Source organism: Streptomyces sp. NPDC052721 (genome assembly GCF_040678315.1).
GTDB lineage: Bacteria > Actinomycetota > Actinomycetes > Streptomycetales > Streptomycetaceae > Streptomyces.
Map to the genome: position 1 here is coordinate 1 of NZ_JBFATL010000040.1, position 16135 is coordinate 16135.

The 16135-nt window shown below is 74.2% G+C and carries 13 protein-coding genes, 2 rRNA genes and 1 pseudogene; 13 read left to right on the plus strand and 3 right to left on the minus strand.

The features are described 5' to 3' along the window. The 3 genes from AB0L21_RS30390 to AB0L21_RS30400 all read left to right on the plus strand — a co-directional run. Window positions 1-97: ribosomal RNA gene (locus tag AB0L21_RS30390) — 23S ribosomal RNA — on the plus strand; the annotation flags it as partial. A gap of 110 nt (window positions 98-207) precedes the next feature. Further along, window positions 208-324: ribosomal RNA gene (rrf, locus tag AB0L21_RS30395) — 5S ribosomal RNA — on the plus strand. 1329 nt (window positions 325-1653) lie between these two features. Further along, window positions 1654-2415 carry a hypothetical protein gene (locus tag AB0L21_RS30400; RefSeq protein ID WP_365705361.1) on the plus strand — a complete coding sequence of 254 codons (762 nt, stop codon included), beginning with the start codon at window positions 1654-1656 and terminating at the stop codon, window positions 2413-2415. A 99-nt stretch (window positions 2416-2514) separates the two neighbouring features. On the opposite strand, the gene AB0L21_RS30405 is transcribed toward AB0L21_RS30400, so the two are convergent. Further along, the gene (locus AB0L21_RS30405; protein WP_365787669.1) at window positions 2515-3798 is read right to left on the minus strand and encodes a DUF1015 domain-containing protein; all 1284 of its coding nucleotides are present in this window, start codon (window positions 3796-3798) and stop codon (window positions 2515-2517) included. Between the two features lie 74 nt (window positions 3799-3872). Between AB0L21_RS30405 and AB0L21_RS30410 the strand changes: the two genes are divergently transcribed. From AB0L21_RS30410 to AB0L21_RS30425, 4 genes are all read left to right on the plus strand, one after another. Continuing rightward, window positions 3873-4901 (plus strand): HAD hydrolase-like protein, encoded by a 1029-nt coding sequence (locus tag AB0L21_RS30410; RefSeq protein WP_365705351.1) that lies wholly within the window; start codon window positions 3873-3875, stop codon window positions 4899-4901. Window positions 4902-5026: 125 nt separating this feature from the next. Next, window positions 5027-6070 (plus strand): iron chelate uptake ABC transporter family permease subunit, encoded by a 1044-nt coding sequence (locus tag AB0L21_RS30415; protein ID WP_365787671.1) that lies wholly within the window; start codon window positions 5027-5029, stop codon window positions 6068-6070. Further along, window positions 6067-7113, plus strand: coding sequence for an iron chelate uptake ABC transporter family permease subunit (locus AB0L21_RS30420; RefSeq protein ID WP_365787673.1), 1047 nt, complete (start codon window positions 6067-6069; stop codon window positions 7111-7113). The genes AB0L21_RS30415 and AB0L21_RS30420 overlap by 4 nt, the downstream gene beginning before the upstream one ends. After that, a complete protein-coding gene (locus tag AB0L21_RS30425; RefSeq protein WP_365705345.1) occupies window positions 7110-7982 on the plus strand; it encodes an ABC transporter ATP-binding protein in 873 nt (290 codons plus the stop codon). The genes AB0L21_RS30420 and AB0L21_RS30425 overlap by 4 nt, the downstream gene beginning before the upstream one ends. A 13-nt stretch (window positions 7983-7995) precedes the next feature. Here the strand turns inward: AB0L21_RS30425 and AB0L21_RS30430 are convergent, their stop codons facing one another. After that, window positions 7996-8343, minus strand: a complete 348-nt coding sequence (locus AB0L21_RS30430) for a sterol-binding protein (protein WP_365705343.1) — start codon at window positions 8341-8343, stop codon at window positions 7996-7998. 42 nt (window positions 8344-8385) lie between these two features. On the opposite strand from AB0L21_RS30430, the gene AB0L21_RS30435 reads away from it, so the two are divergent. The 6 genes and pseudogenes from AB0L21_RS30435 to AB0L21_RS30460 all read left to right on the plus strand — a co-directional run bounded on the left by AB0L21_RS30435 (window position 8386) and on the right by AB0L21_RS30460 (window position 14460). Next, the gene (locus tag AB0L21_RS30435) at window positions 8386-8661 is read left to right on the plus strand and encodes a hypothetical protein (protein ID WP_365705341.1); all 276 of its coding nucleotides are present in this window, start codon (window positions 8386-8388) and stop codon (window positions 8659-8661) included. Window positions 8662-8668: 7 nt separating this feature from the next. Further along, complete coding sequence (locus AB0L21_RS30440; RefSeq protein ID WP_365705339.1) at window positions 8669-9484, plus strand: TlyA family RNA methyltransferase; 816 nt, start codon at window positions 8669-8671, stop codon at window positions 9482-9484. Next, on the plus strand, window positions 9481-10398 hold the full coding sequence (locus AB0L21_RS30445) for an NAD kinase (protein WP_014671839.1): 918 nt from the start codon (window positions 9481-9483) through the stop codon (window positions 10396-10398). Before AB0L21_RS30440 ends, AB0L21_RS30445 begins: the two co-directional genes overlap by 4 nt. 39 nt (window positions 10399-10437) lie before the next feature. Further along, window positions 10438-12180 (plus strand): DNA repair protein RecN, encoded by a 1743-nt coding sequence (gene recN / locus AB0L21_RS30450; RefSeq protein WP_365787675.1) that lies wholly within the window; start codon window positions 10438-10440, stop codon window positions 12178-12180. Window positions 12181-12278: 98 nt separating this feature from the next. Beyond that, window positions 12279-12984: pseudogene (locus AB0L21_RS30455) on the plus strand (hypothetical protein). Between the two features lie 315 nt (window positions 12985-13299). Further along, window positions 13300-14460, plus strand: a complete 1161-nt coding sequence (locus AB0L21_RS30460) for a glycosyltransferase family 4 protein (RefSeq protein ID WP_365705335.1) — start codon at window positions 13300-13302, stop codon at window positions 14458-14460. A 6-nt stretch (window positions 14461-14466) separates the two neighbouring features. Here AB0L21_RS30460 and AB0L21_RS30465 read toward each other — a convergent pair whose 3' ends face one another. Then, window positions 14467-16113, minus strand: coding sequence for a PucR family transcriptional regulator (locus AB0L21_RS30465; protein WP_365787676.1), 1647 nt, complete (start codon window positions 16111-16113; stop codon window positions 14467-14469). Window positions 16114-16135 lie beyond the last annotated feature (22 nt).

A 16135-nucleotide genomic window follows, 5' to 3' on the forward strand; every position in this document is an offset into this window, starting at 1 on the left:
GTAAGGCTCCCAGTAGACGACTGGGTTGATAGGCCAGATATGGAAGCCTGGTAACGGGTGGAGTTGACTGGTACTAATAGGCCGAGGGCTTGTCCATTGATGCTCGCGTCCACTGTGTATGTTCTGAGGCAACGAACGGTTGCCGGCTTTGAGCTGAACTGTGAACACAAGTGAAAAGTGTGCTTGTTCGCTCGAAACCATTAGGGTTTCGGTGGTCATAGCGTGAGGGAAACGCCCGGTTACATTTCGAACCCGGAAGCTAAGCCTCACAGCGCCGATGGTACTGCAGGGGGGACCCTGTGGGAGAGTAGGACGCCGCCGAACAATCTTTGGAGGACCCCTGGTCACCAGCGTTCAGCTGGGACCAGGGGTCCTTTTGTTTTTACAATGCTTGTGGTACCGAAGACAGGAGTCACCATGTCCACCAACTCTCCCGACGACCGACCGGAGCGCGACCAGCGGCGACGGGACAGTGGTGACCGGGGTGACCGTGGCGGTTTCCGGCGCGACAGCGACCCGCGCGGCAGCGACCGTGGTGGCCACGGCCGCCGTGACGACCGTCGGGACGACCGCCGCGACGACCGACGTGACGACCGCCGTGGTGGCGGGTTCCGCCGCGAGGGCGAGCGAGGCGCGCGTCCCGGTTTTCAGCGGGACGACCGCGACCGGGGTGAGCGGGGCGGGTTCCGTCGGGACGACCGACGTGACGACCGCGACCGTGGGGAGCGCGGTGGCTTCCGCCGGGACGACCGTGGTGACCGTGGCGACCGCCCCTCCTTCCGCCGTGACGACGACCGTGGCGGCTACGGCCGGCGCGACGACAACCGCGGTGGCTACGGCCGCCGTGACGACCGTCGGGACGACCGCCGCGACGACCGTGACCGTGGCGAGCGCGGTGGCTTCCGTAGGGACGACCGTCGGGACGACCGGCGCGACGACCGCAGGGATGACAGCCGTGGCGGCGGCTACCGCCGTGAGGGTGACCGGGGTTCGCGCCTGCCCTTCCGTCGGGACGACCGACGTGACGACCGCAGGGACGACCGTGGAGACCGCGGCTTCCGCCGGGACGACCGGGGCGACCGTGGCGACCGCCCCTCTTTCCGCCGTGACGACGACCGTGGCGGCTTCCGCCGGGACGACCGTGGTGACCGTGGCGGCTTCCGCCGGGACGACCGTGGTGACCGTGGCGACCGCCCCTCCTTCCGTCGCGACGACGACCGTGGCGGCTTCCGCCGGGACGACCGTGGCGACCGCCCCTCCTTCCGTCGCGACGACGACCGTGGCGGCTTCCGCCGGGACGACCGTGGCGACCGTGGCGACCGCCCCTCCTTCCGCCGTGACGACGACCGTGGCGGCTTCCGGCGCGATGACCGCCGTGACGACCGCCGTGACGACCGCCGTGACGACCGGCGCGACGACCGCGACCGTGGGGAGCGCGGTGGCTTCCGGCGGGACGACAGCCGTGGTGAGCGCGGTGGCTTCCGTGGCCGGGACGGCCGCGACGACCGTGGGGGCCGTGGACCTCGCAGGGACGACCGCGGTGACCGCGGTGGTCGCCCCGGTGGCTTCCGGGGCCGTGACGGCCGGGACGACCGCCGTGGCGGGGGCCGGTTCCGTGATGAGCGGGACCGGGACCGGGAGCCGATCAAGCGGCTGCCGATCCCGGAGGACGTCACCGGCGACGAGATCGACAAGGACGTCCGGCAGGAGCTGCAGAGCCTGCCCAAGACGCTCGCGGAGGACGTCGCCAAGAACCTGGTGATGGTCGCCCGGCTGATCGACGAGGACCCTGAGGGGGCCTACGGCTACTCCAAGGTGGCCCTGCGCCTGGCGTCCCGCGTGGCCGCCGTACGCGAGGCCGCGGGATTCGCCGCGTACGCGAACCAGAAGTACGGCGAGGCGCTCGCCGAGTTCCGGGCCGCCCGGCGGATGACCGGCACCGTGGACCTGTGGCCGGTGATGGCCGACTGCGAGCGCGGGCTCGGCCGGCCGGAGAAGGCGCTGGACATGGCCGGCGCCCCGGAGGTGCACAAGCTGGACAAGGCCGGTCAGGTCGAGATGCGGCTCGTCGCCGCCGGCGCCCGGCGTGACATGGGCCAGCTGGACGCGGCCATCGTGACCCTGCAGAGCCCCGAACTCGCCTCCAACTCGGTGCAGCCGTGGACCGCTCGCCTGCGCTACGCGTACGCCGACGCCCTGCTGGCGGCCGGCCGGGAACGTGAGGCGCGGGAGTGGTTCGCGAAGGCCGTCGAGGCCGACCGGGACGGCAGCACGGACGCCTCCGACCGGCTCGCCGAGCTGGACGGCGTGGAGTTCGTCGACGCCTTGTCCGAAGACGACGAGGACGGCGGGGACAGCGAGGACGCGGCCGACGAGTCCACCGACGCCTCCCCGGAGGACGGCGACAAGGACTGACCTCAGGCACCGGTCAGTCACCGGGAAGAGGGCAGGCTCCCGAAGGAGCCTGCCCTCTTCCGTGTGCCGGCGGCCCGTGCGTCGACGGCGGCTGTCGGCTCAGATCTCCAGTGCCCGCAGGACCAGCCCCGAGGCCGGTTTCGGGCCGAACGACGTCGACTTCCGGGGCATGGTCACGCCCTGTCGGGCCAGCTCGCGTACGACCTCCTCGCGGACCGGGTGCATCAGGACCGCCGTACCGCCGTCGCGTTCCGCTTTCTCGACCGTCGCCGCCGTGTCGTGGATATAGGCGATGTGGGCCGGGGAGTCCTCGGGGATGTGCCAGACGTGGTCCAGCAGCGTGGCGTGCAGGACCGTGGCGTCCAGGGCGCGCCAGGCGGCCGGGCGGTCCACGGGGACGGTCCGGGCCAGGAGATCGGGGTCCGGGCGGTCGAGCAGATGGAAGGCGCCGTCGCCGGCGAGCAGGAAGGCGTTGCCGGCGCAGGCCGCGTCCGCCAGCGTCTCCAGGGCCTCGGGAAGGGGCTTGTCGAGGTGCCGTACCCGGAACAGGCCGTGCACCGCCGCCAGTGCGTCCGCGACCGGCAGGCCGTGCAGGAGCCGGTGGATGGCGCGGACGCGCAGCGGGTAGCGGGCGGTGTCGACCAGGAGGACCAGGCCGTAGTCCCAGGGGCTGGGGGAGGGGTGTTCCAGGCGCAGCCGCCGGTACGTGGCCCAGCGGTGGTGGCCGTCGGCGATGAGGGCCTGGCGGCCGGCGAGGTCGGTCTGGACGCGGGTCAGTTCTTCCGGGTCGGTGACGGACCAGAGGCGGTGCCGGAAGCCGTCCTCGGTGGTCGTGGCCAACAGGGGCGGGCGGTCCGCCGTACGCTCGACGACCTCGGCAGCCGTGCCGTCGCCCCGGTAGGTCAGCAGCAGCGGCTCCAGGTTGGCGCGCGTGGCCCGCATCAGGGCCGCGCGGTCGGCGACCACGGGTGGCATGACGTCCTCGTGCGGGAGCACCACGCCCTCGGCGGGCTCGGTGACCCGCAGGGTGCCGATGATGCCGCGCTGGAGCATGCCGTCGCCGTTGCGCTGCTCGTACACGTACAGGCCCGGCTCGGGGTCGGCGGTGAGGATGCCCTCGTCCAGCCAGCGGCGCAGCGTGTCGGCCGCCTGCTCGGTGCGGGCGCTCGGGGTTCCGGCCTGGGGCAGGATCAGCCGGACGATGTTGTACGGGTCGGCCGACTGGAGGTGGTGCAGGCCGTCGGGGCGTACGACGACGTCGTAGGGCGGGGAGGTGACGGAGGCGAGGCTGCCGACCCGGTCGGGGTCGTAACGAAGACCTCGGAACGGGGTCAGTTCCAGGCCTCGACGCGGTGTTGCCTCCCAGTGACCTGCTGTGTTCATCCCGGCATCGTACGTGTGTCAGCGGCGTGCGGGATGATCGGGGGAAAGGCGAGTGAACGAGGAGCGATGTGGACATGAGCCAGGGCGTCAGGACGAGGCCCGAGGGCAGTGGGCAGCCCCTGAGCGAGGCGTACGACACGGCGCTGCTCGATCTGGACGGGGTGGTGTACGCGGGCGGGAGCGCGATCGCGCACGCGGTCGACTCGCTGGCGGTGGCCCGGTCGGGCGGGATGCGTCTCGCGTACGTCACCAACAACGCGCTGCGGACCCCGGACGCGGTGGCCGGGCATCTGACGGAGCTGGGCATACCGACGGGCGCGGACGATGTCATCACCTCCGCGCAGGCCGTCGCGCGGCTGATCAGCGAGCAGGTGCCGGCCGGGGCGCGGGTGCTGGTGATCGGCGGGGAGGGGCTGCGGGTGGCGCTGCGCGAGCGGGGCCTGACGCCGGTGGAGTCGGCGGACGACGATCCGGCTGCGGTCGTGCAGGGCTACGGCGGGCCGGATCTGCCCTGGGGGCGGTTCGCGGAGGCGTCGTACGCCGTGCGGCGGGGTGTGCCGTGGTTCGCGTCCAACACGGATCTGACGATTCCGAGCGGGCGGGGCATCGCGCCGGGCAACGGGGCGGCCGTGGAGGTCGTGCGGATCGCGACGGGCGCCGAGCCGCAGGTCGCGGGCAAGCCGCTGCCCCCGATGCACCGGGAGACGATCATCCGGACCGGGGCCGAGCGGCCGCTGGTGGTCGGGGACCGGCTGGACACGGACATCGAGGGCGCGTTCAACGGCGGGGTGGACTCCCTGCTGGTGCTGACCGGGGTCACCGACGGGGCGCAGTTGCTCGCCGCGCCGCCGCAGCACCGGCCGACGTATGTGGACGCCGATCTGCGCGGGCTGCTCACCGGGCAGCCGGAGATCACCCGGGAAGGTGACGGTTTCCGTTGCGGCGGGTGGACGGCGACGGCCGGGACGGACCGGTTGGAACTGACGGGCGACGGCGAGCCGCTGGACGGGCTGCGGGCGCTGTGCGCGGCGGCCTGGACGGCGGCGGGGGAGGGCTCCTGCGCGCTGGACGGGGAGAAGCCGCTGGCCAGGCTGGGGCTCTGACGGTCCCCCAGGTGGATGCCGGCGGGCCGCACAGGAACGGGACGCGGGCGGGCCTCTGCGGGTTTCCGCGGACCTCGCAGGACCGGGGATCGAGATCGATTGCGAGGGTAGGCTAACCTAACCTCGTGTTGGTCGACAGTCCTCCGGAACAGCGCGCGGAGACCGCCCCCGCGCCCCCGACCCGCCGGGCGGCGAGGGTCCTTGGGCTCCTGCTCTCGGTCGCGCTCCTGGTGCTCGTCGCTCTGGCGAGCATCGCGATCGGGGCCAAAGCGCTGTCGCTGGACCAGGTCTGGCACGGCTTGTTCCACGACACGGGGACGTACGGCGACGTGGTCGTCGACGAGCGGCTCTCGCGCACGGCCCTCGGTCTGCTGGCCGGAGCCGCGCTCGGCCTGTCCGGTGCGGTGCTCCAGGCGCTGACCCGCAACCCGCTGGCCGAGCCCGGGCTGCTCGGCATGAACGCGGGCGCCTCCGCCGCCGTCGTCACGGCCATGACCTACTTCGGCGTCACCAGCCTCGCCGGCTATGTGTGGTTCGCGTTCCTCGGCGCGGCGGCGGTCGGCGCGCTGGTGTGGTTCCTCGGCGGCAGCCGGGGCGCCACCCCGGTACGGCTCGCGCTCGCCGGCACGGCGATCAGCGCGGCCCTGTACGGCTACCTCCAGGCCGTGATGATCACGGACGGCGCGGCCCTGGGCAAGATGCGGTTCTGGACGGTGGGTTCGCTGGTCTCGGCCACGAACGCGACCATCGTGCAGGTCCTGCCGTTCCTCGCGGTCGGCACGGTCCTCGCGCTCGCCCTGGCCCGGCCGCTGAACGCCGTGGAGATGGGCGACGACACGGCGCGCGCCCTCGGCGCGAACCTCAACCGCACCCGGGCGCTGGCCATGCTGGCCGCTGTGGTGCTGTGCGGTGCCGCGACCGCCGCCTGCGGCCCGATCGTCTTCGTCGGCCTGATGGTCCCGCACGTCGTGCGCTCCTTCACCGGCCCCGACCTGCGCTGGATCCTGCCGTACGCCACCGTCCTGGCGCCCGTGCTGCTGCTCGGCGCCGATGTCATCGGCCGGGTCGTGGCCCGCCCCGCCGAGCTTCAGGTCGGCATCGTCACCGCGATCATCGGCGGCCCCCTCTTCATCTTTCTCGTACGACGGCGGAGGACGGCCCAGCTGTGAGGACACACTCCACGAGCCGTGCCGTACGCACCCCCGGCGGGCTCTCGCTGCGCCTGGACCCGCGTGCGCTGGTCGTCGTCGTGCTGCTGCTCGCCGCCGCCTGTGCCGCCGGTGTGGCGTTGATCGGCACCGGCGACGCGAACATCCCGGCGGCCGACGTGCTGCGGACGCTCGCCGGCAACGGCACCGCCTACCAGGACTTCATCGTCAACGAGCTGCGGCTGCCCCGGGTCCTCGTCGGCCTGCTGGTCGGTGCCTCGCTCGGCCTCGGCGGGGCGCTGTTCCAGTCGGTTTCCCGCAACCCGCTGGGCAGCCCGGACGTGCTCGGCCTGTCGCAGGGCTCGACGGCCGGCGCGCTCGTCGTGATCGTGCTGATGTCCGGCAGCGCCTCCCAGGTGACCCTGGGCGCGCTGGCCGGCGGCCTGGCGACCGGTCTCGCCATCTACGCGCTCGCCTGGAAGCGGGGCGTGCACGGATACCGGCTGGTGCTGGTCGGCATCGGCGTCAACGCGATCATGACGGCGGTCAACGGCTATCTGCTCACCAAGGCCGACCTGGTCGACGCGACCCGCGCGGTGGTGTGGATGACCGGCTCCCTGGGCGGCCGGGACTGGGACCAGGTCTGGCCGCTGCTCGGGCTGTGCGCCGTCCTCGTCCCGCTGGTCCTCGCGAACGCGCGCGGCCTGCGGATGATGGAGATGGGCGACGACATCTCGAACGCGCTCGGCGTGCGCGTGCAGCGCGTCCGGCTCGTGCTGATGGTCTGTGCCGTCCTGCTCGTCGCCGCCGCCACGGCCGCCGCGGGGCCCGTCAGCTTCGTCGCGCTGACCGCGCCGCAGCTCGCCCGGCGCCTCACCCGCTCGCCGGGGCCGAACCTGGTGCCCTCCCTGTGCATGGGGGCGGCCCTGCTGGTCGCCGCCGACTGGGCCTCCCAGCGCGCCTTCGGCGCCGACCAGCTGCCCGTCGGCGTGGTCACCGGCGTCCTCGGCGGCGCCTACCTGCTGTGGCTGCTGGTCGGCGAGCGCCGGGCGGGCCGGATATGAAGCGCGCGCAGGGCCCGGACGCAGGCGGCGCGCACCCCAACACCCCTAGGAGCACTGTGAACCGGCTGTCCGCGCAGAACGTCACCCTCGCCTACGACCAGCGGGTCATCGCCGAGCAGCTGTCGGTGGAGATCCCCGACAACTCCTTCACGGTGATCGTCGGCCCCAACGCGTGCGGCAAGTCGACGCTGCTGCGGGCGCTGTCGCGGATGCTCAGGCCGAGCCAGGGCCGGGTGCTGCTGGACGGGCAGGCCATCCAGTCGATGCCCGCCAAGAAGGTCGCGCGGACCCTCGGCCTGCTGCCGCAGTCGTCCGTCGCGCCCGACGGCATCACCGTCGCCGACCTCGTCGGCCGGGGCCGCTACCCGCACCAGGGCCTGCTGCGCCAGTGGTCCGCGCAGGACGAGCGGGTCGTGCGGGAGTCGATGCGGCAGACCGGCGTCGCGGAGCTGGCCGAGCGGTACGTGGACGAGCTGTCCGGCGGGCAGCGGCAGCGGGTGTGGATCGCCATGGCGCTCGCCCAGCAGACCCCGCTGCTGCTCCTGGACGAGCCGACCACCTACCTGGACATCCAGCACCAGATCGACGTCCTCGACCTGTGCGCCGAGCTGCACGAGGAGCAGGGCCGGACGCTGGTGGCGGTGCTGCACGACCTCAACCACGCCGCCCGCTACGCCACCCACCTCATCGCTCTGCGCGGCGGCACGGTGATCGCCGAGGGCGCCCCGAACGACATCGTCACGGCCGAACTGGTCGAGGAGGTCTTCGGACTGCGCTGCCAGGTCATCGACGACCCGGAGACGGGCACCCCGCTGGTGGTGCCGGCGGCCCGGAAGGCGCGCGCGGAGAAGGTCACGGCGGCTTCCTGACGACGCGGAACGCCTACAGCAGCTTCCGGAGCCGGAACAGGTCCAGCAGGCTCGCCTCCAGCTTCACCCGGCCCGAGCCCCAGGCGGTCGCGAAGTTCAGTCCGCCGCCCACCAGGGCCACCAGGTCGTCCCCGGCCATGGCGAGCCTGATCTGCGCCCTCTCGCGCGGCGGGCCGGGGTGGGTCTCGTCGACCTCGATCCGGCCGCCGGTCATCCGGCCCGCGAAGGTGACGTCGAGATCGGTGATGTGGCAGCTCACCGAGCGGTCGAGCGCGGCGGCCGCGCGGACGTCGCCCTCGGCCCCCTGCATGTTGTCCGAAAGCTTCCCCAGTGCGGCGCGGCACTCCTCGATCGTGGCCATCGCCCACGACGGTACCCCAGCGGTTCGGGGTAGCGTCTGGGCATGAGCGAGTCCGTGTCCGAGGCCGACATCGACACCGAGGCGGCGCCCGCGTACGACCCCGCGGCGCCCGCCCCCCTGAACGTCCCGCGCACCCCCACCGGCAACGCCGAGGTCGACGCCCAGCTCGACCGGCTCGCCGACGCCGACCACCTCGCCACCGACGGCCATGTCGAGGTGTACGAGGATGTGCACCGGGGGCTGCGCGACGCGCTCACCGCGCTCGACGCCCGCCCGGGACCTCCGGCCCCCTCACCGTCGTACCAACACAGGAGCTGAACCGAACGTGGCAGGAGTCGCACGCCGCCGTCTCGACGCGGAGCTGGTCCGCCGGAAGCTCGCCCGCTCGCGCGAGCACGCCAGCCAGCTGATCGCCGCCGGCCGGGTCACCGTCGGCAAGACCGTGGCGACCAAGCCGGCCACGCAGGTGGAGACCGCGGCGGCGATCGTGGTCCAGTCCGACGACAGCGATCCCGACTACGTCTCCCGGGGCGGGCACAAGCTCGCCGGCGCGCTGGAGGCCTTCGTGCCGGAGGGGCTCGTCGTCGAGGGCCGGCGCGCGCTGGACGCCGGCGCGTCCACCGGCGGCTTCACCGACGTCCTGCTGCGCGCGGGCGCCGCCCACGTCGTCGCGGTGGACGTCGGCTACGGACAGCTCGCCTGGTCTCTGCGGAACGATGAACGCGTCACCGTCAAGGACCGTACGAACGTACGCGAGTTGACGCTTGAGGCGATCGATGGGGAACCTGTGGATCTTGTCGTGGGCGATCTGTCCTTCATCCCGCTCGGACTGGTACTGCCCGCCCTGAAGCGGTGCGTGACGCCGGACGCCGACCTGGTGATGATGGTCAAGCCGCAGTTCGAGGTGGGGAAGGAGCGGCTCGGCAGCGGGGGTGTCGTACGGAGTCCGCAGCTGCGGGCGGAGGCCGTGCGAGGAGTGGCCGAGAAGGCCTGGGAGCTGGGGCTCGGGGTGCAGGGTGTCACCGCCAGTCCGCTGCCCGGCCCCTCGGGGAACGTCGAGTACTTTCTCTGGCTGCGGGCGGGGGCACCCCAGGTGGACCCGGCCGACGTCGACCGTGCAGTGGCGGAGGGGCCGCGTTGACACAGAACCTGGCGCGTACTGTTTTCCTGCTCGCCCACACCGGGCGGCCCGCGGCGATCCGCAGTGCGGAACTCGTCGTCAAGGGTCTGCTGCGGCATGGCATCGGGGTGCGGGTGCTGGAGGAGGAGGCGCGCGACCTGCCGCTCCCGGACGAGGTGGCCCTCGTCAAGGAGGCGACCCCGCAGTGCCTGGACGGGTGCGAGCTGCTGATCGTGCTGGGCGGCGACGGCACGCTGCTGCGCGGCGCCGAGTTCGCGCGGGCCTCCGGGGTCCCGATGCTCGGCGTCAACCTCGGGCGCGTCGGGTTCCTCGCGGAGGCCGAGCGGGACGACCTCGACCGGGTCGTGGACCGGGTGGTGGCGCGGTCGTACGAGGTCGAAGAGCGGATGACCGTCGACGTCGTGGTGCACCGCAACGGCGACATCGTGCACACCGACTGGGCGCTGAACGAGGCGGCCGTGCAGAAGGCCGGCGCCGAGAAGCTGCTGGAAGTCGTCCTGGAGATCGACGGGCGGCCGGTGACCGGATTCGGGTGCGACGGTGTCGTGCTGTCCACGCCGACCGGGTCCACGGCGTACGCCTTCTCCGCCGGGGGGCCGGTGGTGTGGCCGGAGGTGGAGGCACTGCTCATGGTGCCGATCAGCGCGCACGCGCTGTTCGCGAAGCCGTTGGTCACCTCGCCGGACTCCGTGCTGGCGGTGGAGGTGCTGCCGCACATCCCGCCGGGGGTTCTCTGGTGCGACGGGCGGCGGACCGTGGAGCTGCCGCCGGGGGCGCGGGTCGAGGTCAGGCGGGGGGCCGTGCCGGTACGGCTGGCCCGGCTGCACCATTCGTCCTTCACGGACCGGTTGGTGGCGAAGTTCGCGTTGCCGACCACGGGATGGCGGGGGGCGCCGCACCACCCCTCGGAGTGACAAGGGCGGGCCATGTGCGCTCCCGGCCCCGGACCTCGTATGGTCTGTTCCGTGTTGGAGGAGATGCGGATACGGTCGCTCGGGGTCATCGACGATGCCGTTGTCGAGCTGTCGCCGGGGTTCACCGCCGTCACCGGTGAGACGGGTGCCGGCAAGACCATGGTGGTCACCAGCCTTGGGCTGCTGCTCGGCGGCCGGGCGGACCCGGCGCTGGTGCGGATCGGGGCCGAGAAGGCGGTCGTGGAGGGGCGGGTCGCCGTGCCCCCCGGCGCCGCGGCCGTCGTACGTGCCGAGGAGGCCGGGGCCGAGCTGGACGACGGGGCCCTGCTGATCAGCCGTACCGTTTCCGCCGAGGGCCGCTCCCGGGCGCACCTGGGCGGGCGCAGCGTGCCCGTCGGGCTGCTCGCCGAGCTGGCCGACGACCTGGTGGCCGTGCACGGGCAGACCGACCAGCAGGGGCTGCTGAAGCTGTCCCGGCAGCGGCAGGCGCTCGACCGGTACGCGGGCGACGCCGTCGCCGTGCCGCTCGCCAAGTACGGCGAGGCGTACAAGCGGCTGCGGGCCGTCTCCGCCGAGCTGGAGGAGATCACCACACGCGCGCGTGAGCGGGCGCAGGAAGCCGACATGCTGCGGTACGGGCTCGACGAGATCGCCGCCGTGGAGCCCCGGGCCGGCGAGGACGTGGAGCTGGCCGAGGAGGCCGAGCGGCTGGGGCACGCCGAGGCGCTGTCGTCCGCCGCGACGGCCGCGCACGCCGCTCTCGCGGGCAATCCGGAGGACCCCGAGGGCATCGACGCCTCGACGCTCGTCGCGGGCGCGCACCGGGCCCTGGAGGCCGTGCGGTCGCACGATCCGGCACTGGCCGCGCTCGCCGACCGGATCGGGGAGATCGGCATCCTGCTGGGTGACGTGGCGGGCGAGCTGGCGGGGTACGCCGACGATCTCGACGCCGACCCGCTGCGGCTGGCCGCCGTGGAGGAGCGCCGGGCCGGCCTGAACGCCCTGACCCGCAAGTACGGCGACGACGTCGCTGCCGTCCTGGCCTGGGCCGAGCGGAGTGCCGCGCGGCTCACGGAGCTGGACGGCGACGACGAGCGGATCGAGGAGCTGACGGCCGAACGGGACGCGCTGCGCACCGAACTGGGCGGGCTCGCGCAAGCGCTGACGGACGCGCGGACGGAGGCCGCCGAGCGGTTCGCCGCCGCCGTGACGGCCGAGCTGGCCTCGCTGGCGATGCCCCATGCGCGCGTGTCCTTCGACATCCGACAGACCGAGGACCCGGACGGCGTCGAGGTCGGCGGGCGGACGGTCGCCTACGGCCCGTCGGGCGTGGACGAGGTCGAGCTGCTGCTCGCCCCGCACCCCGGCGCCCCGCCGCGGCCCATCGCGAAGGGCGCGTCCGGTGGTGAGCTGTCCCGCGTGATGCTGGCCGTGGAGGTGGTGTTCGCGGGCACCGACCCGGTGCCGACGTACCTCTTCGACGAGGTCGACGCGGGTGTCGGCGGCAAGGCGGCGGTCGAGATCGGCCGGCGGCTGGCGAAGCTCGCCAAGACCGCGCAGGTCGTCGTGGTCACCCACCTGCCCCAGGTCGCCGCGTTCGCCGACCGCCAGCTGCTCGTGGAGAAGACCGACGACGGCTCCGTCACCCGCTCCGGTGTGAAGGTCCTGGAGGGCGAGGAGCGCATCCGCGAGCTGTCCCGCATGCTGGCGGGCCAGGAGGACTCCGAAACGGCCCGCGCCCACGCGGAGGAACTCCTGGCGACGGCCAGGGCGGACCTGTAGCACCGCGTGCACCGGGGCGGGCGCCGGCCAGGTGTCCGCCCCCGTGCACGCGGGCGTCAGGCTGACGGCGCCCGAAGAGTGCCTTCGCGGTGGCCGCGCTGTCGGCGCGTGCGGCATGTGCCGGGCTGCGGAAGGCCGCCCCCGGCGGGCGGGCGCGCTGGGAACGGAGGAATCACGCCGGGCGGGTCGTGGGGCTGTACGCCGGGGCCCGCCGCGGTGCTGGGGGCGGCGGTCGCCGCTGGGCGGGCGTGTCCCGCGGCCGGGTTCGCGGTGCCGGCCGCCGGGGCCTGTGGGGCGTACGACGACATGGCCGGGGATCACCGGCGGGGGTTCCGGGCGCATCTGGCGGCCCTGCGGGACGGTGAGGTCACCAGCGGGGCCGTGAAGTTGTTCGGGATGTCGGCGGCCGGGCTGGTGGCGGGGGCGCTGATGAAGGAGCGTCCGCTCGACAAGCTGCTCGGCGGGGTCGTGATCGCCGGGACGGCCCACCTGGTCGACCTCCTCGACGTGCGGCCCGGGCGGGCCGCCGGCGCGGTGCTCTCGCTCGGGGCGCCGGGGCTGGTGGGGAGGGACCGGGGCCCCGGCTGGCCGCCGGGGCGATGGGCGCCGCCGCGGCCGTGCTGCCCGACGACCTCGGCGAGCGCGTGATGCTCGGGGACACGGGGGGCGCACGCCCTCGGTACCGCACTGGGGGCGGCCGTGGTGGCGGGAAACCGGCGCGCGGGGCTGCTCGCGCACGCCGTCGCTCTGGTGGCCGCGGCCCGGTACGGGGATCGGGTCAGCGCCTGGGCGCGGGCCCGGTGAGCGGCTGACCTCGTGGTATGCCCTCGTACACCGTTCCGCCGTGGCAGGCGTTCCCTCACCCGTGTGGGTGATGTGCTCCGGCGCATTGCCCCGGCCCGCCGCACGGTGCGCCCTCGCCGGATGTCCCTGAACGGCCGTACGTGCTGGCATGCTTGGCAGGGAACGCGGGGCGGGCAGCGAGTACGGACGGTCCGCCCGGGAGGCGCGCGGGGTGCGTCCTTCCGCCCCCCTGGGCCCGCTACCTTCTGTACGTTTCCTCGTGACCACCCCACGTGAACCTCGTGCCCGCCCCCGTGAACCAGGAGCCCCGGCCCCGTGAGCCCCCTGAGCAGCAACGCACCGCACGGCCAGCCGCCGCTGCGCACCGTGCAGGTGCTCGGCGGAGGCAACGCCGGCAGCAGCGCGCATGTGCGCTCCCTGGCCGAGGGTCTGGTGGCGAGGGGCGTGCGGGTCACCGTATGCGCCCCCGTCGAGGCCGATCACGCCTACGACTTCATCGGAGTCGGCGCCGAGCACGTGCACGTGCCGCGCAGCAGCGACCCCGTCTCCGTGGCCGCGCTCAGGACGGCCTGCGCGCACGCCGACCTGGTGCACGCGCACGGTCTGCACGCCTCCTTCCGGACCGTGCTCGCGCTCAGCGGGCGCACCACCCCGCTGGTGGTCACCTGGCACAACCGGGCCCACGCGGAGGGCCCGCGGGCCCAGCTGCTGCGGCTGCTGGAACGGCGCGTGATGAGGACCGCTGCCGTGGTCCTCGGCACCAGCCCCGACCTGGTCGACCGGGCCCGGCGGACCGGCGCGCGCGACGCCCGGCTCGCGGCCGTCGGCCTGCCGGGCCGGCGCCGCCCCGGCGGCCTCCTCGACGCCGACGTCTCCGACCGCGACGATCCCGACCGGCTGCGGTCCAAGACCCGGGCCGAACTCGGCGCCACCGGACGCCCGTTGCTCATCGCGGTCGGTTCCCTGGAGCGGCACCGCGGCTACGACGTCCTGCTCGACGCGGCCCGCGCGTGGCGCGGCCTCGACCCGGTCCCGCTGGTGGCCGTCGCGGGGGAGGGACCGCTGCGGCCGGTGCTGCAACGGCGGATCGAGGACGAGGAGCTGCCGGTGCGGCTCATCGGGCACCGCGAGGACGTGCCGGAGCTGCTCGCCGCCGCCGATCTGGCCCTGCTGACGAGCAGTCGTGAGTCGCGGTCCGTCCTCGCCCAGGAGGCGCTGCACGCGCGCGTGCCGCTCGTCGCCACCCGGGTCGGTGGCATCCCGGACCTCGTCGGCGACGCGGCCGAACTCGTCCCGTACGGCGATCCGGAAGCCCTCGCCGCCACCGTCGTACGGCTCCTCGCGGACCCGGAACGGTGCGCGGTGCTGCGCGAGCGCGGGACGCGGCAGGCCGCCACCTGGCCGACCGAGGACGAGACGGTCGCCCAAGTCCTCAGCGTGTACGACGAGTTGACCCAGCCGAGGCCACTGCCCTGACCGGGCTCAGGGCACGTGCCGGCGCGCCCGCAGGGCCAGGCTCAACGCCAGTACCGTCTGCGGGTCGTCCAGGTCGGTGCCCAGCAACTCCCCGATCCGGGCGAGCCGGTTGTAGAGCGTCTGCCGGTTGAGATGCAGTTCGCGGGCCGTCTCCGCCTTGCGGCCGGCGTGCGCCAGATAGGTCTCCAGGGTCGGCAGCAGCGGCGGCTTGGAGCGGTGGTCGTGGTCGCGCAGCGGGCCGATCGCCCGGTCCACGAAGGCCGCGAGGTCCGGGTGGTCGCGCAGCCGCCACAGCAGGAGGTCGATGTCGAGGCGCCGGGCGTCGTACCAGGGCCGGTCGGTCAGGCCCTGGGCCGCCGTCGCGGTCTCCGCCGCATGCCTGAGCCCCGCCGAGGCCGCCGCCCAGCCGCCCGCCACCCCGACGACCACGACCGGCGACGGCGAGCCAGGCCGGCGCATCCCGGCCCGCTCCACCCCCGCCCGGAGCGCCGCCGCCACCCGGTCCGCGACCGCCGCCCGCTCCGAGTCCGAACGCAGCCCCAGCAGCACCAGCACCCGGCCCTCCACCGGCCGCACCCCGAGCAGCACCGGCACCCCCACCGCGGCCAGCTCCTCGGAGACCGCGCGGGCCAGCACCGCCCAGCCCCCGCCGGGGGAGAGGCTGTCCCCGATCCGCATCACCACGGGCAGCAGCGGGCTGTCGCCGGGCTTGAAGCCCAGCACCCGGGCCTGCGCCGGGGCGTCCTCCGCCGCGATCCGGCCCTCGGCGAGATCGGTGAGGAAGTCACCGCGCCCGCGCGCCGCCAGCTCCTCCTCCTGCCGGGCCTGCATCAGCACCACGGCCAGGATGCCCGCGGCCCGCTCGGCGGCGATCCGGTGCACCGGGGCCAGCGGCGAGCGGACCGGCAGCAGCACCAGGCGGGCGCGCACGGCACCGGCGGCCCCGGGCCCGCCGCCGGGCACGTCCACCAGCACCGACCCGGCGGGCGGCGGGGCCTCCTTGTGCGGGCCGCGCAGCCCCTCCCAGACCTGGAGCGGGTCCGCGCCCTCCGGCCCGGCCCCGGCGGCGTACAGCAGCCGGCCGTCGGCGGTCTCCAGGAACACCGGGTTGCCGCCGAAGCCGGCCAGGATGTCCAGCACCTGCGGCACCCCGCCGCCGCCCAGCAGGGCCTCGGTGCAGCGCCGGTGCACCTCCTCCGCGCGCTGGAGCAGCGCGTAGTGGCCGTTGACGATCTCGGTGTGGATCTCCTCGGTCACCGTCACGAACGGCACCTCGCGGTGCAGCTGGACCAGCGGCAGCCCGGCCGCCCGCGCCGTGTCCACCAGGGCGGCGGGCAGCCGGGCGAAGCGCGGGCCCAGCTCCACCACGAGGGCGGCGATCCCGCGCTCGGCGAGGGTGCGCACGAACGCCCGCTGCTCGGCCGGCCGGGTGCCGAGGCCGTAGCCGGTGGTCAGCAGCAGCTCGCCGCCCTTGAGCAGCGAGGCGATGTTCGGGACCTCGCCCGCGTGCACCCAGCGCACGGTGCGGCCGAGCCGGTCGGCGCCCGCCAGCACCTCCGGCAGCCCGCTGCGCAGTCCGGGCAGCTCCAGCGCCCGCTGCACGGTGATCCCGGCGCCCTGGGTGTCGGGCCGATGGTCCGTACGGCTGTCCATGCGGCGACGCTACCTGCGCAAA